This window comes from Tritonibacter scottomollicae, assembly GCF_032924845.1.
Taxonomy (GTDB): Bacteria; Pseudomonadota; Alphaproteobacteria; order Rhodobacterales; family Rhodobacteraceae; genus Epibacterium; species Epibacterium scottomollicae.
The window spans coordinates 3132911-3152689 of record NZ_CP136704.1; the positions used below are offsets into that span (position 1 = coordinate 3132911).

The window sequence follows — 19779 nt, forward strand, 5'->3', positions numbered from 1 at the left end:
CCCCTAACGGTCCACAGGCAAGCCACTGGGCACACTCTCCGGGACGCCCAGCCGACCTTTTGCAGCGTCCTCATCTGTCAGCGCTCGCAGGAACGCCACGATATCGTCCACTTCGGCTGGAGACAGCGGCTGTGGCGTCAGATCCACCGCCCGAAGTACTGCCTCGCGCTCTGCCGCTGCGCGATAAACGCGCCAATCGTCCTTGCCCTCCAACGGCGGCAAGACAACGGACGCAATATCGAAACTCTCCAGCGAGGCCTCGGGCGACAGGTGATGCTCAACCATCGCCTCCAGCGTCGCGAACGCGCCGGAATGTCCATAAGGCGCTGTCAGGCTGACATTGCGCAACGACGGCGTGCGAAAGGCATAGGCATCCTCCGCTGCGCCGGTCACCCGTAAACGCCCCTCATCGCGGTTGTGGGCTTCGAAACGTGCGGCCTTGCCCGGCCCCAACTGAGGCACTGCAAGAGCGTGAAAATCGTGATCTGTCTGCAACCAGCCGGAATGGCACTGACTGCAGGCCGCCTTGCCATAGAACAGCTTCATGCCGCTCTGCGCATCGGGCAGCAGTTCACCCTGCTGCAACATATACGCATCAAAGGCACTCATATCCGCGCGCCATTCGAAGCGGATGAAATCGGCAAGGACATTGGCGATATCGGCAAAGGTGATCGCCTCCCCCTCTGCCAAGACCGTATCGAAACGCGTCCGGTATTCCGGTATGGCCTCGACCCGCGCCGCTATCAGGTCCCAAGCCCCACCCGGCGTGGAGAGCTGCCCCAACCGCACCGCCTGCGCCACATCGTTCTCCGAATAGTGGCCAGCCATTTCATCCGCCGAGAGCACCGGGAACATGGCTTGCGCCGCAAGGGCGTCGTCAAATCCGGAAAGCATGTCCTCGCCCAAGGGAGTGCGAATGCCATTGCGAAACGCAGGATCATCTTCCAGTCTACCATCATGGAACATCACGGTGAATTCCGGCGCACCGAGGTTCCAAAGACCCGGCGCATTCCGCGGAATGCGTTGTTCGGGTATATTCAAGGGGTCGGGCGTACGATCCGGGCCGAGGCCAATGCCGCCCTCACCAAGCCCAAGCGCAACACCATCCCCCGTGCCGAATTTCGGATGATGGCATGTGGAGCATGCGATATTGCGGTTTCCCGAAAGAACCGGATCATAGAAAAGCAGCTGCCCCAGCTCGACTGCGGCCATATCGACGGCAGGGAAGACTGGCCGCGGGCCGAGATCCGGCAGCTCGTCAGCGCGAACCGCAGAGACGACCAGAACACCAGTACAGATCACAACCGCCCTCAGATCCATCCGAAATCCAGACGCAACTTTTGAACATACGGCACATCTGGCGACACGATCACCGACGGGAAATCTGGCTGGTTTACCGCGTTTGGAAAGCCCTGCGGTTCAAAGCAGACCCCCATGGCGGGACCAAGTATTTGCCCTGAATGCCCCTCGGGCTGTGTCGGCAAACCACCAGCTGTATAAATCTGCGCGCCGGGCTGATCGGTCGTCACCGTCATTTGCAAGCCATCAGGCGCAGTCAGTTTTGCCGCCGGGAGCGCCTGTGTGCGATCTGTGTCGAAGACAAGGTTGATATCACACCCCTGGTGTTCGGGGTCCAACTCTCCAAAACTGCGCCCAAGACGAAAGTCAAAACCGGTATCGGACAGGTCAGCGATTGTGCCGTTCGGCACATTGGTATCATCCAGCACGAGATAGCCTGTGGCATCAACCTGCAAGCGATGATCCCAGATTGCCTGCTGACCACCCGACAAATTGTAGTAGCTATGCTGTGCAAGGCTGATCGGGGTTGGCTGGCTGACGGATGCGATCATCTCGTATTCTACCGAAAACTCGTCAAGCGTAACGGTGACAGTGAAATCTACTGCGCCCGGATAGCCGTTTTCCCCTTCGGGTGAGTGATAGGTGAGACGCGCGCTGGCAGACGTCAGCGGCTCGATACCCCACAGCACATGAGACAGCCCAGAGGGACCACCATGAAGCTGGTTGCCTCCTTCGTTTTCGGCCAACCGCACCATCTGCCCGTCAAGCGCAAAGCGGGCATTCTTGATCCGGCCCGCGACGCGCCCCGCGATCACCCCCATGTATCCGGGATTGGTTAAATAGTCCGCAGGGTTGCGAAAGCCGAGCACAAGAGATCGGTTTTCGCCTTGGTCATGCAGGCGCAGATCGCGCGTCACCGCACCGAAGTTCAACAGACTGAGGCTGAGCCTGTCACTTCGCAGACAGACCTCCTTCAGTATATGACCTTGGTGAAGGCCGTGATTGACGATCTGCGCCATACTCATTCAGACGAACCGATTAACGACATTCTCCAGATACTCCTGGCGGCCGGACCGCGGCCTCGGGTTGATGCCCTCGGCCTCAACCTTTTCCGCTATGCTCTCAAGGGACAGCTTTCCGTTCAGCATATCCTGCGCGCTCGCGCCCTGCCAACCAGCGTAGCGGTCGGCGACGAACTGATCCAATGTGCCGTCCTCGACCATCGCGACAGCGGCCTTAAAACCACGAGCGCAAATATCCATGCCACCGATGTGCGCCATCAACAGATCTTCGGGGTCGATGGACTGGCGGCGCAGTTTGGCATCGAAGTTGGTGCCGCCGGTGCTGAACCCTCCGTGTTTCAGGATGTGGTAATACGCAAGCGCCACCTCAGGGGTGGTGTTCGGGAACTGGTCGGTGTCCCAGCCGGACTGGTAATCGTTGCGGTTCATGTCGATGGAGCCAAAGACGCCCAGCGCCTGCGCGGTGGCGATCTCATGCTCGAACGAATGGCCCGCAAGGATTGCGTGTCCCTGCTCCAGGTTCAGTTTGACCTCGTTTTCCAACCCGTGACGCTTGAGGAAGCCGTAGACCGTCGCCGCATCATAATCGTATTGGTGCTTGGAGGGCTCCTGCGGTTTCGGCTCCACTAGGATCGCACCCTTGAAGCCGATCTTGTGCTTGTACTCGACCACCATGTTGAGCATGCGGCCCATCTGCTGATCTTCTTGCGCAAGGTCGGTGTTCAGCAGCGTCTCATAGCCCTCACGACCGCCCCAGAGCACGTAGTTCTCGCCGCCGAGACGATGTGTTGCATCCATGCAGGTCTTGATGGTCGCCGCCGAGAAGGCAAAGACATCCGGGTCCGGGTTGGTCGACGCCCCCGACATGAACCGCGCGTTGGAAAACAGGTTGGCGGTGCCCCAGAGCAATTTGACGCCGGTTTCTTCCTGCTTTTGCGCGAAATACTCGACGATCTCATTCAGGTTGCGGGTGTTTTCCGCAAAATTTGCCCCTTCTGGCCGCACATCGGCGTCGTGGAAACAGTAGTAGGGCGACTGCAACAGGGTGAACATCTCAAACGCCACATCGGCCTTGAGCTTGGCGGCCTCCATCGTGTCCTTGAACCATGGGCGATCAAAGGTCTGGCCACCAAAAGGATCGCCGCCCGGCCACACAAAGTTGTGCCAGTAGCAGGTGGCAAAGCGCAGATGCTCTTCCATCCGCTTGCCGAGGATCACCTCGTCGGGGTTGTAGTGGCGAAAGGCCAGCGGGTTGGTGCTGTCTGCGCCTTCATATTGGATTTTGGAAACGTCGCCAAAGAAGCCGGTGGTCATGTCATCAGTGCCTTCATGTTGGGATAGAGCGCGCGATACCGGGCGTATGAGGCGTCATAGGCCTCAGTCAGATCGCTGCGTGGATCAATGGTGTGGGCGATGGGCGGTGCAGTCATCACGGCGGAAATGTCCGCGCCGGTGGCTGTCATCGCAAGTCGGGCGGCGCCCAATGCCGCGCCAAACTCGCCCTTGTCGGGAATGTCGAGGGATACGCCAAGAACGGTGGCGAGGGTCTCCACCCAATAGGGCGAGCGGGTGCCGCCCCCCACTGCGAGCAGGCGCGTGAGGTTGGTATCGGTGCCTTTCAACGCCTCAAGGCAATCGCGCAGTGCAAAGGCCACGCCCTCCATCACCGCCTGTGTCAGCTCTGCCGGGCCATCGCCAATATCAAGCCCTGCAAGCGTGGCGCGGATGCTGGCATCGTTATGCGGCGTACGCTCGCCAGAGAGATAGGGCAAGAACGTCACCGAAGAGGGGCCGGAGATCTGGTTCGGCAGCAGTCCCGCCAGCGTCGCCGGGGTCTGCCCAAGCGTGCGCGACAGCCAATTGAGACAGTCCGTCGCCGCAAGGATCACCCCCATCTGATACCACGTATCAGGCACCGCGTGGCAGAAGGTATGCACAGCCGAGGCCGGGTCAGGTTTATAAGCAGATTTGGCGGCCAGGAGCACGCCGGAGGTGCCAAGGCTCACAAAGCCCTCACCTTCACGGAAACACCCGGCCCCGCAGGCGGCAACTGCATTGTCGCCACCACCCCCTGCAATAACCACCGGGCCGTCGATGCCCCATTCATCGCGAAGCGCGTCACGCAAATCACCACCGGCGGCGGAGCCTTCGACCAGGTCGGGCATCTGATCCCGGCGCATGCCGGACACTTCCAGCAACTGCTCCGACCAATCCCGCGCGCCCACGTCGAGCCACGACGTCCCGGCGCTGTCTGACATATCAGAGACATATGTGCCGGTCAGCCAGTAGCGCAGATAGTCCTTGGGGAGCAGCACCTTGGCGACCTGAGCAAAAATCTCCGGCTCATGCGCCTCGACCCAGGCCAGTTTCGGGGCGGTGAAGCCCGGAAACACGATATTCCCCGACAGATCCCGCACGCCTTCTGCGCCATCCAGCTGGGCTGCCTCGGCAGCCGAACGCGTATCGTTCCATAAAATACAGGGGCGCAGAACCTTACCCGCCGCATCCAGCAGGGTTGCCCCATGCATGTGGCCGCTCAGGCCAATGCCGCGCAGAGCGGCCAGTTCGGCCGGATGGTCCCCACGCAGAGCTGCAATCGCGGTCTGGCAGGCGGTGATCCAGTCCTGCGGGTCCTGTTCGCTCCACCCGGTATGCGGGTGTGAGACCCCATAAGCTGCATCCGCCACGCCAATGACATTGCCACCCTCATCGGCCAGCAACGCGCGCAGCCCCGACGTCCCCACGTCAAGACCCAGAAACATTCGATGTCCTCCCAATCGCCAGATGCACACGCCCATCAGGGTCGTATACATATTTATTTCGGCAAATAAAATAAAACAGGTTTGGCACAGCCTGTCAATCAGCGAGCAAGCAACCGGCACAGGGATCTCCCCGGTGGCCCGGTGCTAAGGAAACAGGTTTTGGTGGAAAGAGCATTTGGCCGAACATCGCATGGTGTCATGAGCACAACAGCCTGCGGTATCGGAAGTGCCTGCATGCGTGCGGCACGCGGGTGCGTCAATCAGTGGCGACGCCAATACATCCGCATTTCTGCGGGGGTGCCTGCGGAAACAAACTCCGCAGGCATATCGTGGTGGCTTAGGAGTTCATTTCTTCCAGCAGACCATCGTAGTATTCGCACACTTCGGAGAGATCATCGGCGTTTTCGAACATGGCGGATTTTTCCATCATCTCGGTCGCCACTTCCTGCATGCGCTGCGGATCTTTGGCCGCCAGCTTCTGCAGACCTGCGTTTACTTCCATGGATTTCGCCTGTGCGAGTTCCGCGGTGCACTCTTCAGCCAGAGCAGGTGCGGAGAAAGCAACGGTCAGTGCAAGTGCGACAAGTTTCGTTTTCATAACAATAGCCTATAAATCATATGGGATGGTGATGCGCCGGACAATCCGGGCCGCGCCCACCTACCCAGATCACGCGTAGCGTTCCAGAGGTGAATTGATCTCAACTGAAAGAGGAGCGGAATCCCGCCAGTGATGGCGAGAATTCCTCACACTCCCAAAATGCAATATGGCGGACCCAAGTCACGTCTCAGCCCAGATACACATCACCCTTGGGATAGCGCACGCGCGGCCTGCTGTGCGTGGCAAGGAAAAAGCCCAGTGTCAGCGGCCCGACCCGCCCCAAGAACATGATTGCAATGATGACTGCGCGACCAAAACCATCGAGCTCTCCGGTTGCGCCACGCGACAGTCCAACGGTGCCGAAGGCAGACGTGGCCTCAAATGCAAGATCGAGGAATGCATCGTCATGTGAAACGGAGATCAGGAAGATCCCCACCAAAACAACGAAAATGCTGATGGTGGTCAGCGCCATGACCTTCATCACATCCTCCACCCCGAGGCTGCGGCCAAAAACATGCAGCGCGGTTTGACGGCGAAAGAAGGCAACGGTGCCGATCAATAACACGATCAGCGTGGTCACCTTGATACCGCCCGCGGTGGATGTGCTTCCGCCGCCCACCAGCATCAGCGACATGGTCATCAGGGAGGTGCTGTCGTGCATCCCGCCGGTGTCGATCGTGTTGAAGCCAGCCGTGCGCGGGGTCACCGCCTGAAACCAACTCGCCCAGAGGCGGCTGGCCGTGTCGGGCATACCGCCAAGCGTGGCGGGGTTTGTCCACTCAAGTGCGGCGAAACCTGCCCAACCAAAAAGGATCAACGACAGGGTTCCCGTCAGCATCAACTTGCTGTGCAGGCTGAGCCGCCGCCATGAACGTGCGCGGACCAGATCGCCTACCACGATAAAGCCCAGGCCACCAAGAATGAACAAAGCCGGAATCGTGATGTTGATGATGGGGTCATCTGCATAGCCCGACAGACTGTCGGGATAGAGCGCAAAACCTGCGTTATTAAAGGCCGAGATGCTGTGAAACACCGCATGCCATAGCCCCAAGGACCAGCCCAGTTCCGGCACAAACACAAAGGACAGAATCGCTGCCCCGGCCAGCTCGCACACCAGCGCCACCAGCATGATGGTGCGCACGATGATCGCCAGCCCGCCGAGGGTGCGCTGATTGAGGTCCTCGCGCAGCACCAGCCGTTGCGGCAGCCCAACAGGCAGGCCCAGCGCCGACAACAGCAGCACCGCAAAGGCCATCAGCCCCAGTCCCCCAAGCTGGATCAGAAGCGCGAGAATGGCCTGCCCGATCAGCGTGAGATCGCTGCCGGTATCCACCACTGCCAGCCCCGTCACCGTCACCGCCGAGGCAGAGGTGAAAAACGCATCGCCAAAGCCGACCGCGCCGGTATGCGACATCGGCATCCACAACAGCAACGCGCCGATGAAGATGCTGGAGAAATAAAGGAGTGCCAGCACCAATGGCGGCGGCAATCCGCGATCAACCGGTGGAGCGGCCTTTACTGCGGGGCGTTTCAAGACAGGCTGGCCGCAAAATTTCGCAAGTCGGAGCGTTTCCCGAGCAGGATCAACAGATCGTCCTGCGCGAGGGTGCAGTCAGAGCCATCCTGTCCGAGGAACTCGGTACCGCGCATCACGCCAATGCAGCGCAAGTTGTGGCCGGCGGCATAGGGGATATCCACCAGCGCCTTGCCTTCCAGCGACCGTGGGATCTTGAAGTTCACCACATGGTAGCCGTTGCCAAGGCTCACGTAATCACGCACCAGCGGATTGTGCAGAACCTGTGCGATATGCATGCCCACGTCGACCTCCGGGTGGATGATCCGATCCACCTTCAGCTTGCTGAGGATACGGTGATGAGTCTTGGTAGTGGCCTTCGCCCAGACCACAGGCACGCCGAGGGTCTTGAGGTTGATGGCCGCCAGGATGGAAGCTTCCAGATCGGAGCCCATCGCGACCAACGCCACATCGCAATCCGCAATTCCTGCCTGTCGCAGGGCAAGATCGTCGCGGGCGTCGATGATCAATGCCTGAGACAATTCATCAGCATATTGACTGACCCGCGCCTCATTGGAGTCTATTCCGATCACATGATTGCCGAAGCGGCTCAGTTCCTTGGCGACGGTCGATCCGAAATTTCCAAGGCCGACGATCACAAAGGTCTGACGTCGGTCCGGGTTCTTGCGTATTGCACCCAGCATGCGCATTTTGCTCTCTATGGCGTTGCCGGTTAACCCCGGCAAGAACGGGACAAAGCAAAGGCGCGGTATCTTGGCAAGCCCTCGTCGAGAGTTTGCGAGCCGTCAACTTGGCAACAGACGTCTTGAACAAGCGGAAATTATGCGCCTCACCTTGCCCAAGACACACCGGGGTAAGGCAATGAATTATATAGGGTATGCCAAAGAAACCGATAGAGACGCCTGTCGCTGTACGATCAGATATAGACCGCCGAGCCTGCGATGCACATATGTCCCGCCTGCAAGACTCGTGCCCGTATTTCGCATGTCGGGCGCAGTTGGCGACCCGATCATGACTTAGACATTCTGCGGCGCGACATGCAAAGGATCGGCAGAAAATACGCGCAAACTCACCACAGGTACTGATCTGACCGCCTGTTGAGTTTAGACCATAAAGCGCCTATGTCGGCGTTAACCCGCACCCTAGAAATCCTCGCAGGATCAAGGACAGCCACGTGGCCACGCATCTTTACCAGAATGATCTTCCCGACACCCTTGACCTTGGACCTGTTGTGGCCATCGACTGCGAAACCATGGGCCTCAACCCGCATCGGGACCGGCTTTGCGTGGTGCAGATGTCCAGCGGCGACGGCAATGCGCATCTGGTTCAGATAGCCAAAGGGCAGAGCGAAGCGCCGAACCTCACACGCATATTGACAGACCCCAAGGTGCTGAAGCTCTTTCACTTTGGGCGCTTCGATATCGCTGCCTTGTATCAGACCTTCGGGGCCCTAACCGCCCCGGTGTACTGCACCAAGATCGCCAGCCGCATGGTGCGCACTTACACGGATCGTCACGGGCTTAAGAACCTGACACAGGATCTGCTTGGCCTCGATATCTCCAAACAACAGCAGATGAGCGATTGGGGCGCCGAGACCCTGACGCAGGCACAACGTGATTATGCCGCCTCTGATGTGCTCCACCTGCACAGGCTGCGCGAGGAATTGGATCTCCGCCTGGAGCGAGAAGATCGCCGAGATTTGGCTCAGGCATGTTTCGATTTCCTGCCCACCCGCGCACGGCTTGATCTGGCCGGATGGCCGGACACCGACATCTTTGCCCATTCCTGAGCAACATCACGTTTCACGTCCCTGACGGGACCACCGCATACTAGAGTTTGAGAGGAGGCACGGACATGGTGGATCGCTATTCGCGTATCGTTGCCTATCTCAAGGTCGCATTGCCGCTTGCGGCGCTTGCGCTGCTTTCGACCCTGTTTCTCATTTCACGTCGGATCGAAACCGATTCTGCGATACCATTTGCAGAGGTCGACCTCGAAAGTCGTCTGCGCGGACAACAAGTCACTGCCCCATTCTTCACCGGTACAACCAAGACCGGGCACGAAGTCACTATCGCAGCGACCAAAGCCTTGCCGGGTGGCGAAGGAAACACTGCATCGGCAAGTGATCTCGAAGCCGAAATCCGCACGTCTGACGGGCGCAGCATCCTGATGCTGTCAGACGCGGGTTCTGTTCGTCCGGACAAGAACACCGCAGTGCTGACTGGGAATGTTCGGATCATCACGGCAGATGGCACACGTGTCGAAACGGAAACACTGAATGCGCTGCTCGACGGGCTGGAGATCACCAGCCCCGGAACCGTCACGGCAACCGGCCCGTTGGGAGATTTCGAAGCGGGCACGATGCGGATATTCACAAATTCTCAGAACGGTCCCGTACATATTGAGTTCACGGACGGCGTAAAGCTGGTGTACGATCCTGCAAAAGTAGAAAGATAGCCCGTGCTACGACTGACATTCGTTATTCTTTTTGGCCTTACAACACTGCTCCTTTCCCCTGTCGCAATGGCACAAGGGACAGGGGTCTCATTCGGCGTTCTCCAAACAGACACGTCGCAACCTGTTGATATCACATCCGACAATTTGAGTGTGAATCAGGAAGACGGTTCAGCCTTGCTGACCGGAAACGTGTTGATCATTCAAGGTGAGATGCGACTGAGCGCTGATAATGTGTTGGTGGTCCGGAAAACGGATGGCAACGGGATCGAACGGCTCGAAGCGCGCGGAAATGTACTGTTGGTCAGTGGTGAGGATGCGGCTGAAGCCAGAACCGCAGACTATACCATCGAAAACGGAACGGTCGTGATGCGGGGCGATGTCCTCCTCACGCAGAAGGGCAACACCCTGGGCGCGGAACAAATGACTGTGAATTTGACAACCGGCAACGCAACCCTCAACGGGCGCGTGCGCACCACCTTGCCAGGTAGCGGCGGCGACTGATGGCCCGTCCAGATCTGAAAGTTACCTCAGGCTCATCTGGTTTGCGTATTGAGAAGATGCGCAAGAGCTACCGTAAGAAAGTGGTCATCCGCGACGTGTCGATGGAGTTGAACCGCGGCGAAGTTGTTGCGTTGCTCGGCCCCAACGGTTCCGGCAAAACCACGAGTTTCTACACGATTGCAGGCCTCGTCTTTCCGGAAGCAGGCAGCGTCACCATCGACGGTCAGAATGTCACCACCCTGCCGATGTACCGCAGGGCACGTTTGGGTATCGGCTATCTACCGCAGGAAATGTCGATTTTTCGCGGCCTGTCGGTGGAGGACAATATTTCTGCCGTGCTCGATATTGCGGTTTCGGACGAACACAAACGCCGGGAGCGTTTGGAAGAATTGTTGTCGGACTTTTCGATAGAACACCTGCGCCGCGCCCCTGCGCTTGCGCTGTCGGGTGGCGAGCGCCGTCGTGTCGAAATCGCCCGCTGCCTTGCGGCTGATCCAAAATACCTCCTTCTTGATGAACCCTTTGCCGGGGTCGATCCGATCTCCGTTGGAGACATCCGCGGCCTCGTTTCTGATCTTAAGACCCGTGGAATCGGTGTTTTGATAACGGATCACAATGTGCGCGAGACTCTGGAAATCGTGGATCGGGCTTATATCCTTCATGATGGACAGGTACTGATGTCAGGCAGCCCAGCAGAGGTTGTCGAGAACGAAAATGTCCGCCGCGTCTACCTCGGCGACAACTTCCGCATCTCCTAGATAGCCCTACAGCGATCCACACCGGCGAGCGCTCGCCGAAAGGTTGTTGGGACACCTCCTTTGCACGCTGAATTACATTGACTCCGTGCAGGCTTTGTCATCGAATTGAAGCATGGCACATGTGCGACCCGCTGCAGTCTCCGCGATGATCCTGTCTTCAGGGTCCGGCACGCTGCATGCCGCACGTGGCGCCCATCCTTCCTGGCAATCCTAAGACAGACTGAGCAAGTTCCTTGCACCGTTCTGCACGGGTCCAGGCAAAACAAAAAGGAGATCACATGCGTTACAAAGTCAGCGGAAAACAGATCGACATCGGCGAATCTCTACAAACTCATGTAGAGACCGAGCTAAGTGCGGTCTTGGAGAAATACGCAGGCCGACCTACCGACGCGCAGGTCGTTTTCTCCCGCAATGCGCATGAATTTGTCTGCGAAGCAATTGTTCATCTGTCGACAGGCCTGACCTGTCAGGCCAAATCCCATGCCACTGAAATCTATAGCTCCTTTGACGGATGCTTGGAAAAAATGGATAAACAGCTGCGGCGCTACAAGCGGCGGCTGAAGGACCATCACCGGGATCGAGCCGTTCCGGTTGAACTTATGGGGGCCAGCTCGTATATCCTCGCGTCTGATCAAGTGGAATCCGACGCGGAGCCGGAATCGCTGCAACCGATCATTGTGGCTGAGATGGAGACCAAAATCCCATCTTTGTCGGTCGGTGAAGCCGTGATGCAAATGGAGTTGGCTGGCTCTCCCGTTCTGATATTCCGCAACGAAGGAAAAGACGGACTGAACGTGGTGTATCGGCGCGAAGATGGCAACATCGGCTGGATCGATCCCTGATTGAATTTCGAAGGGGCCTCAGAACGGCCCCTTCACCCCGAGTGGAGCAGTGGCAATGCAGATTTCGAACATCCTCAAGCAGGAGGCCGTCCGAGTCATCGGAGCGGCATCGAGCAAGAAGCGCCTGTTTCAGGAAGTCGCCGAAGTGGCCCATTCAGCCTATGGGCTTGACGCATCTCCAACCGTAGAAGCGCTGTTGGATCGCGAAAGCCTCGGTCCCACCGGCGTTGGCCATGGGGTCGCCCTGCCGCATGCCCGGCTCAGTGGCATTGATCGCGTGGTCGGTGTGTTTGTTTCACTAGAGAAGCCTTTGGATTTTGGCGCGGTCGACCGCCAGCCAGTCGATGTGGTCTTTGCATTGTTTGCGCCGGTGGACGCCGGGGTCGAACACCTCAAGGCACTGGCTTTGGTCTCCCGCACCCTGCGCGAACAGAGTTTTTGCACCAAGCTGCGGGCCAATCCGGACCCGTCGACGCTCCACACAATCCTGACGGAAAGCCAATCGGTGCAAGCGGCCTGAACCCGATAACGCCGGCGCTGCAGGCATGCCGTTGCCAGGTGTCCGCACAGCTGCCGACGGCGGCTACGACCAATCTCCGAAACCATAGGTAAGATAGTCGCGCGCGTAAATCGATCGGCAGATGGCCTCCAGCTTGTCATCATAGATATCCGCCAATGAGAATGGCTTCCCGGTGCCACAGGCAGGGACGGAGGCCGGCTTCATGCGCCCCAGCTTGCGTGCAAGCCACGGCAGATCCTCTGTCATGTCGGCCTCTCGGAAGATAAAATCCGGTGCACCCAACTCAGAAAACCCTTTGATGATCTGCGTTTGGCTTGCCCAATGCGGATCTATGCGAATTGCGGTTTGGCCGGAAAGATTTGCTTTCAGGAAGATCAGGAATTGCTCAAACGCTGCACGATGCTGCGCGCGCGTGTAGGATTGATCTGGCTCACCTTCCGGTACAGTGAGGTCAAAACGTCGGCGCAACGTGTTGCGGATCTGGGTCATACTTCCTGTCGCCGTCGTCAATATCTTCCTGCAAAACACGTCATGTGCCCGCGCCAATGGATGCCGCACAACCGTAAAGCTGCGATGATCGGGGGTGCCGCGTCGCCATTGCCGCAGCTGTTTCTGGTTCATGCCGCAGATCAGACCCTCAGCAGACACATGGTCCAACTCACCCATCCAGTTTGTCACCACTTGCTCAAGCCCGTTGCGGATCGGCATATAGAGGAGCGGCGTCACAACTCCCGCAACATATCCTGGCACTGCAGGACCACGACGTGGTTCAAAATTTGGCGTTCGCGACAGATTGAACCGATCCAAACCGGACAGCGCCGCCGCCATATCCTCAGGGTTCGTCACCTTTGATGTCACCGGAGCTGGGTTTTGCCGCTTCAAGCTGTCATCCAGAGCCTCCAGACGATCTGAAACACCAAGCCAAGCTGCTAACCCATTCATCACGTCAAGGTTCTGCAGGTCCTCATACGCAATGTAGAATCCCGTCTGCCCCGTGCGTTGCATGTGGTTCAACAGCTGCACCTGAAAGGCCTGCTGATCGTCGACATGCGTACTGAATTCCGTTGCATCAAAGGTCGCCTTGGCATCTTTGCGCCTGGCCACATTTGTCAGCTTCCACTGGCCGGTGGCCTGCGCGATTTTCCATGAGACGTAGCTGTCGAGCGGATTGCGGGTCAGGATGATCTTCGCGACGCGAGGATCATCGAGAACCTGGTCCAGAATTCGAGGATCATGATCGTGAAAGTAACGAAATCCACGTAGTGCACCCGCATCCGACCGGATCGCATCCAAGAGCTGCAAAGGCTCTGCGTCACGGATATCTTGTGTGATGCCAAGGATCTCCGTCCGGTTTGGGTAGCCAATAAAATGCGGATTGAACGCTTCACCGTGGCAAACCACGCCCTCAAGTGCATTGAGGTTCGTCTCGAGAAAATTCGAACCTGTACGCATTTCAGCAAACACGACGAATGAGGAGAAGCTGCCGGTCATATGCTTTACTTTACCAGATAGACTTTACGCGGGCGCTGCATCGCACGGGAGGGCGTAGCCTCCACCGGGAAATCACCCATCAGATAGGGATGCATCCCCTGGTTTTTCAAATTCTGAAGAAACTGACCAAACCCGTCCAGGTCAACCAGTTGGGGCGCCTCGCCGATGTGGTTGGTGGCAGATGGCCCAATTTCGTCAATGATCGTTTGCAGATTCTCCATCGGCGCCTCGATAAACTCCGCCATGCTCCAGATGCGAATACGAGCGCTCGCCCATTGTGAGCGAAGCAGCTTCAGATGATTGGCTTCAATCCACTGCAGACGCGCAGCCTCGCGACGCAAATCGGCGAAGTTCCGGTTTGATCGGAACAGGCTCACAGCCCATGCCCCGGAAATCACCGAAATTTGCGCGTTGGTATCGCGGCTCATGAAACTGTTGGCCTTCTGCGTATCCCGCGGGCCAAACTGAAAACACTGCCGCTCTCCGCGCGTGTTCCAGATCAAATTGGCAAGAAAGCTCTCGGGGTTGTGGTCACGCTGCACCGCGCTGTCGCTGAGGCAACCATTGAACAGCGGCTGAGCGCCGGAAAATTCCGCCCGCTCAGGCGCGAATAGATGCCCGTGCACCCGTGTGCCGGTTGCACGCCCGAGCCAGATTTCGAAGTCCTCGAACAGCTCCGCAAACCCCTGAAACACCGAATAAGGGCCCGAGGTCAGGCCGTTCTCCGCACCGTGTCGCGGAAATCGGCTCTGCATGTAGAGCCCACGGCGGCCGCGCGTGCGTCGCTCCACCGCCTTGGCAAAGATCCTGTCGATCTTGCCGGGATTGGGCTCCGTGCGCTTCGTTTCAGCGGATGGCGGCGAGAGAAACGCCTGATAGAGCCGCTCAGCCTGAGGCCATATCTTGCGCGCAACAAAGCAATCAGACCGCCGCAACAGCTGCAAGTGGTCATCATAAAAGATGTGCGGTTTGCCCTGGTAGTCAAATTTTGACAACGTCAGTGAGCGGCTCTCGATCTTGCTGGAATGCAGGCGTGCCAGAGTCTGATAGTAGCTTTCATCTGGAATCCACACATACCGGAAATAGGCGTCGTTGCGGGGCCGCTCCGGATCGTTAAGAATGGCCGACAGCGTCTTTCGCGTCAGGCACCACCACTGACTGCCCATATGCGGGACCAACCCGGCCGGAATGCGGCGACGGACCTTCAGTTTGCGCTGAACATTCACATAGGCGTCAAACAGCTTGCGCTGACGCTTCCAGGAAATGGGAAAGTGAAGCGTGAAACGCTCCGTGCTCAAGCCACCCACGATCCACGGCACATCCGCGGTTGTCGCACTTTCGATAAAATCGGTTTCGGGTCGCTGCTGCAGGTAGTCTACCAGCTCCTGCACCGGGCGCAGTGGCAGACAGGACCCAGAGGCCAGATACACGTGACCCACATCCGGAAACTCCTTAAGCAGCAGCTCCGATGCGGACTGGGAAGCGGATACAATCCCCCATGTGCCCCATTCACAGCGATGTCGGCGGGAAAATCGCACCAGTGGGTTCTTCGATAACCGTTCGCGAAAGGCCTGGAACGTGCGCGCTTCAACCTTACGATCCACATGTATTACGACGGGGCAGCCCCCGGCCGTCCAGTGGCGCGTCACCTGCTCTGCGCGGTCAAGAGCCGTGTGGACCAGCATGACGATACCCACGGTGCTCATGCCCAGTTCCCCTTGGACATCAGGCCGAGGATCTCCAGCTGCCGCCAGTTGATGTATTTCTCACTCCACTTACACCAAAGCTCAGGCCGCTCCTGCAGCAGCTCGGCATAGGCCTTGTACTCGACCGAGCCGGCATAATGCTCGCGGCGGCGCAGCTCTTCCTGTGCCTTGGCGGAGAACGTATCGAGAAATTTCGTGTGCAGCAGGATGCCGCTGGCTTTCTCGCCACCATTGTCATCGTAGACCTGGTTCAATCCGCGCGGCAACAGCATGTGGGTCGAACTGACATAAGCGTATTTACGACTCCACTTGACCAAAGGGATCTTGTTCAGCGCCGGAGCAATTTTGGGCCGATCCGCAAAGAAGACCCTCGCCCGCGGCCCACCCTGAATCCAGAGGTTTCCAAACCTTTCATTCTTGCGAATGGTGTAGTTCCCGCTGTCGAACCACTGAACAATATCAAGCGGATCCTGCCCCGCCTGATATGGTACCTCGTCGATACGTCCCTTGGGATAGAGGTCCAGAAGCATGGCCGAGAAACTGCGAATACGGGCTTCATCAAGCCAGTCTGTAAGCGCCCGCACAGGGCGTGTATCGCAAAAGGGGTAAACGAAAAGCTCATCCGGATCGACAACGAGCGACCAGTGGCCATCGGCGTATTTGCGCAGCAAGTAGTTCATCCAGTCGACACCAAACGTCGCCCGCTTGTAGCTGGACTTGCTGTGCCAAACCGACACGTCGGGCATGCCCTTCAGGTAGGACAGGCAGCCATCGTCTGAATCATTATCCACAAAGAAGAAGTGATTTACGCCAAGGCTACGGTAGTACTGCAGAAAATATGGAAGGCGAATGGTCTCGTTGCGAAATGTCGAGAACAGCAGGATATCACCCGGACGAATTCGACCGGTACTGTCCTGCACCGTACGCAACTCACGCGATTTGCGCAGCGCCCGAAGGAGCCGACGCTTCCGCTTCAGGCGCATGCGATACGAGTCCCAGCCCTTCACCAGTAAACTGCCCCCAACTGAACACCGCTGGCCAAACCATCAGCCAGGCTATTATCTCTTTTCAGCCATGTATCTCATGTAAACATAATGGAAACAATGCGTATAGAAACCATTGCCGACCTCACATAATCGGTCTCAGCCTGACCAGTTGCCACGCGTCATCAGCCCTAGCGTTTCCAAATGCTGCCAGCCTTGATATCGCTCAGACTCGCTATGCCAGAGGGTCGGGTTTTCGCTCAGACGATCATAGTACTCATCATATCGGTCCGCGTGCGTGAAATGCTCTCCACGCGTCTTCTCCGTGACTGATTTATCGACGATTTCATCCAAGAACTTTGTGTGCAAGAAGATGCCAGTTGGCATCCCGCTGCGCGCGTCAAAGACTGCATTCAGACGTCGCGGCAGCGCGATATGGGTTGAGCTGGCGTAGGCGTAACGTCGGTTCCAACGGACCAACGGCACCTTGTGGAGATGCGGTGCGAAGTCGGGACAGTCCGCAAAGAACAGCCGCTGCCGAGGGCCGCCCCGGATTGAAATATTGCCGTATTTCAACTGGCGTTCCCATGTGTAACCCCAGCCGTCGAACCAGTTCAATGTGCGGGCGGGGTCATCGCCAACCGTATAGGTCTGCTCCGCAACTGGGCCGTTGGGGTACATATCCAACATCATTGCACCAAATGCGGGAACCCCCTGCGCATCCAGCCACGCAGTCAGATCCCCAAGGCCGCGATGCTCCATATGCGGGATCACCAGCAGCTCATCCGCATCCGCCGTCAGGCACCAATGCCCGTGGCCATAACGGATCTGTAGCCACGTCAGCCAATCGACGCCAAATCGCGCCGCCTTATAGCTGGCCCCGGTGATCCAAAGCGACACATCCGGCTGCTCAGCAAGAAACGCCCGCGTATCATCAGTGCTGCCGTTATCGACAAAGAGAAAATGCCCGACTCCCAGTCGTCGGTAATGTGTCAGGAAATACGGGAGCCGGCGGCATTCATTGCGCACCGTAGACAGGCACAGGATACTATCGGTCGCGCGTTGATCGGTGCGATCCGCGATCACCCGAAGTGCATGACGGGCCTGCAGACCGCGCCAAAGAAAACGCCGTCGTTTCCATCGCATACGGTAGGCCGCGAGAAGCGCACTATGCCACCCATGGCCAACCGACATATCAGCGCTCGTACTGGCCGACTTGATGCCATTGCCATGCGTCTGCGATCATCTTCTCAAGCGTTGAGCGCTTTGGCTCCCAGCCCAGTTCCTCACTGGCCCGCGTCGAGCCCGACACCAGTTTGGTGCAATCACCGGCCCGCCGATCACCAACGGAATATGGCACCTCCTGATTGGTGACCGCACGGGAATGATCAATCACTTCGCGCACCGAGAAGCCCGATCCTGTACCAAGGTTGAATACCCGGCTGCCCTTGCCGTTTTCCAGCCACTTCAACCCAAGGACATGTGCGTCAACAAGGTCGCAGACATGCACGTAATCGCGAATGCAGGTTCCATCGGGCGTGTCATAATCCGTCCCAAACACTGTCAGCGCTGCACGTTCGCCTCGGATCGCCTGGATCATCAACGGGATCAAATGTGTCTCCGGTTGATGAAACTCACCAACCTCGGCCTCTGGATCCGCACCAGCGACGTTGAAGTAGCGAAAGATCACCGACCGCAGCCCATATGCAGCCTCGAAATCTCCAAGGATGTCTTCGACCGCGCGCTTTGATGCGCCATAGGCGTTCAGTGGCTTTTGCGGAGTTGCCTCATCCAGCACAACATTGTCGTGCTCACCATAGGTGGCACAGGTCGAGGAAAACACGAAATTCATACAGCCCGCATGAACGGCCGCTTCAATCAGGCATAACGAGCCACCGACATTGTTTGCCCAATACCGACCGGGCTGGCTCATAGCCTCGCCAACCTGACTCAGTGCCGCAAAGTGCATGACAGCGGCTGGTTGGTACTTCGCAAAAACCTCATCAAGGCGGGCGCGATCCGTCAGTTCGCCGCGTTCAAACGGGCCGAATTTCACCGCATCCTGCCAGCCCGTCACGAGATTATCGTAGGTGACGGGTGTATAGCCAGCCAGTTTCAGTGCCTTGCAAGCATGAGAGCCGATATAACCAGCCCCTCCTGTTACCAGTACATAGGTCAATGAGGGTCTTCTCCTGCAACAATAGTTCGCCTGCACTTTGCACAGAAAGAGCCGTCCCTTCAAACAGGGCAGGCTCGAACTGTCGTGTAGAAATGCGAAATTTACTCGGCGGCCCGACGATCTTGTGTGATGGTCGTGATGTAATTCATCAGGTCATCACGCAGTTCTTTGCGTTCCAACGCGAAAGCCACGGTTGCCTGCAAGAAGCCGGATTTCGAACCACAATCAAACCTCTCGCCTTCAAAGCGGTAGCCATACACTGGCACATCGGATGAGATGTCCGCGGCGATAGCATCGGTGAGTTGGATCTCCCCGCCAGCCCCTTGCTTGAGTTGGTTCAAATTGCGCAAAACCGAAGGGGACAGGATATAGCGCCCAATCACCGCGAGGTTCGAAGGTGCATCCTCAGCTTTGGGTTTTTCGACCATCCCGTTAACCGATACAACGGACCCCATGTCCTCTTTTACGTCGAGCACGCCATAAGACGACGTTTTCTCGGGCGCGACTTCCATAGCCGCCACCATGTTGCCTCCAGTCTCGGCATAGGCCTCGACCATCTGCTGGAGGCAGGGCTTTTCTCCCGCGATGACATCATCAGGCAAAATCACCGCGAATGGCTCATCTGCGATCAGGCGACGCGCACACCATACAGCGTGGCCCAACCCCAGAGCCTTGTGCTGGCGAATATAGGCGATGGCTCCAGAATCCATATTGGTGGATTTGAGCACTTCGAGCAGATCATCCTTGCCCTTCTTACGCAGCTCCTGCTCAAGAACTGGAGAATGGTCGAAATAATCCTCCAACGCCCCCTTGCCGCGCGACGTAACGAAGATGAACTCCTTGATCCCTGCAGCCCGCGCCTCATCAATGGCGTACTGCACCAACGGACGATCAACCAGCGTCATGATTTCCTTTGGCACGGACTTTGTTGCAGGCAGAAAACGTGTCCCCAGACCGGCGACTGGGAAGATAGCTTTGGTGACTTTTCTACGCATTTAAACTCTCAATTTTCTAAGGACACGAGTGCGCATTCCCATTGCCTCGCAAGAGGATCGCATCTCGGGTACTACAATTCGCGCAATGCATGGCTCGGATCAGGGCTCCCGGCACCACTGCACAACTCAATT

General features: G+C 57.7%; 19 protein-coding genes. 6 read left to right on the forward strand and 13 right to left on the reverse strand.

The features are described from left to right. Positions 1-3 precede the first annotated feature (3 nt). The 7 genes from R1T40_RS15580 to R1T40_RS15610 all read right to left on the reverse strand — a co-directional run bounded on the left by R1T40_RS15580 (position 4) and on the right by R1T40_RS15610 (position 7898). Complete coding sequence (locus R1T40_RS15580; protein WP_317384769.1) at positions 4-1320, reverse strand: cytochrome-c peroxidase; 1317 nt, start codon at positions 1318-1320, stop codon at positions 4-6. Beyond that, complete coding sequence (locus R1T40_RS15585) at positions 1311-2324, reverse strand: aldose epimerase family protein (protein ID WP_317384770.1); 1014 nt, start codon at positions 2322-2324, stop codon at positions 1311-1313. Before R1T40_RS15585 ends, R1T40_RS15580 begins: the two co-directional genes overlap by 10 nt. Next, positions 2325-3635 (reverse strand): xylose isomerase, encoded by a 1311-nt coding sequence (gene xylA, locus R1T40_RS15590; protein WP_317384771.1) that lies wholly within the window; start codon positions 3633-3635, stop codon positions 2325-2327. It lies immediately after the preceding gene. Beyond that, positions 3632-5083, reverse strand: a complete 1452-nt coding sequence (xylB, locus tag R1T40_RS15595; protein WP_317384772.1) for a xylulokinase — start codon at positions 5081-5083, stop codon at positions 3632-3634. The genes xylA and xylB overlap by 4 nt, the downstream gene beginning before the upstream one ends. 337 nt (positions 5084-5420) lie before the next feature. After that, positions 5421-5681, reverse strand: coding sequence for a hypothetical protein (locus tag R1T40_RS15600; protein ID WP_317384773.1), 261 nt, complete (start codon positions 5679-5681; stop codon positions 5421-5423). Positions 5682-5868: 187 nt separating this feature from the next. Next, the gene (locus R1T40_RS15605) at positions 5869-7215 is read right to left on the reverse strand and encodes a TrkH family potassium uptake protein (protein ID WP_317384774.1); all 1347 of its coding nucleotides are present in this window, start codon (positions 7213-7215) and stop codon (positions 5869-5871) included. Continuing rightward, on the reverse strand, positions 7212-7898 hold the full coding sequence (locus R1T40_RS15610; protein WP_317384775.1) for a potassium channel family protein: 687 nt from the start codon (positions 7896-7898) through the stop codon (positions 7212-7214). Before R1T40_RS15610 ends, R1T40_RS15605 begins: the two co-directional genes overlap by 4 nt. A 491-nt stretch (positions 7899-8389) precedes the next feature. Between R1T40_RS15610 and R1T40_RS15615 the strand changes: the two genes are divergently transcribed. The 6 genes from R1T40_RS15615 (at position 8390) to R1T40_RS15640 (ending at position 12293) form a co-directional block, all read left to right on the forward strand. Next, the gene (locus R1T40_RS15615; protein ID WP_317384776.1) at positions 8390-9004 is read left to right on the forward strand and encodes a ribonuclease D; all 615 of its coding nucleotides are present in this window, start codon (positions 8390-8392) and stop codon (positions 9002-9004) included. Between the two features lie 68 nt (positions 9005-9072). Continuing rightward, positions 9073-9672 carry an LPS export ABC transporter periplasmic protein LptC gene (gene lptC / locus R1T40_RS15620; protein ID WP_106162724.1) on the forward strand — a complete coding sequence of 200 codons (600 nt, stop codon included), beginning with the start codon at positions 9073-9075 and terminating at the stop codon, positions 9670-9672. A gap of 3 nt (positions 9673-9675) precedes the next feature. Next, on the forward strand, positions 9676-10173 hold the full coding sequence (lptA, locus tag R1T40_RS15625; protein WP_317384777.1) for a lipopolysaccharide transport periplasmic protein LptA: 498 nt from the start codon (positions 9676-9678) through the stop codon (positions 10171-10173). Then, positions 10173-10931: an LPS export ABC transporter ATP-binding protein gene (gene lptB / locus R1T40_RS15630; protein ID WP_106162558.1), complete on the forward strand. Its 759-nt coding sequence runs from the start codon at positions 10173-10175 to the stop codon at positions 10929-10931. The genes lptA and lptB overlap by 1 nt, the downstream gene beginning before the upstream one ends. A 278-nt stretch (positions 10932-11209) precedes the next feature. Beyond that, entirely contained in the window at positions 11210-11773 is a 564-nt protein-coding gene (gene hpf / locus R1T40_RS15635) for a ribosome hibernation-promoting factor, HPF/YfiA family (RefSeq protein WP_106162557.1), read from the forward strand. Between the two features lie 55 nt (positions 11774-11828). Then, complete coding sequence (locus tag R1T40_RS15640; protein WP_106162556.1) at positions 11829-12293, forward strand: PTS sugar transporter subunit IIA; 465 nt, start codon at positions 11829-11831, stop codon at positions 12291-12293. A gap of 63 nt (positions 12294-12356) precedes the next feature. Here R1T40_RS15640 and R1T40_RS15645 read toward each other — a convergent pair whose 3' ends face one another. The 6 genes from R1T40_RS15645 to galU form a co-directional block, all read right to left on the reverse strand. Next, positions 12357-13784, reverse strand: coding sequence for a sulfotransferase family 2 domain-containing protein (locus R1T40_RS15645; RefSeq protein WP_317384778.1), 1428 nt, complete (start codon positions 13782-13784; stop codon positions 12357-12359). Positions 13785-13789: 5 nt separating this feature from the next. Continuing rightward, a complete protein-coding gene (locus R1T40_RS15650) occupies positions 13790-15490 on the reverse strand; it encodes a DUF5927 domain-containing protein (RefSeq protein WP_317384779.1) in 1701 nt (566 codons plus the stop codon). Continuing rightward, complete coding sequence (locus tag R1T40_RS15655; RefSeq protein WP_317384780.1) at positions 15487-16473, reverse strand: glycosyltransferase family 2 protein; 987 nt, start codon at positions 16471-16473, stop codon at positions 15487-15489. The genes R1T40_RS15650 and R1T40_RS15655 overlap by 4 nt, the downstream gene beginning before the upstream one ends. A gap of 159 nt (positions 16474-16632) precedes the next feature. Beyond that, complete coding sequence (locus tag R1T40_RS15660; protein ID WP_317384781.1) at positions 16633-17667, reverse strand: glycosyltransferase family 2 protein; 1035 nt, start codon at positions 17665-17667, stop codon at positions 16633-16635. A 1-nt stretch (position 17668) separates the two neighbouring features. Then, positions 17669-18652, reverse strand: coding sequence for a UDP-glucose 4-epimerase GalE (gene galE, locus R1T40_RS15665; protein WP_317384782.1), 984 nt, complete (start codon positions 18650-18652; stop codon positions 17669-17671). Between the two features lie 101 nt (positions 18653-18753). Continuing rightward, positions 18754-19647, reverse strand: a complete 894-nt coding sequence (gene galU, locus R1T40_RS15670; protein WP_317384783.1) for a UTP--glucose-1-phosphate uridylyltransferase GalU — start codon at positions 19645-19647, stop codon at positions 18754-18756. Positions 19648-19779: the final 132 nt, after the last annotated feature.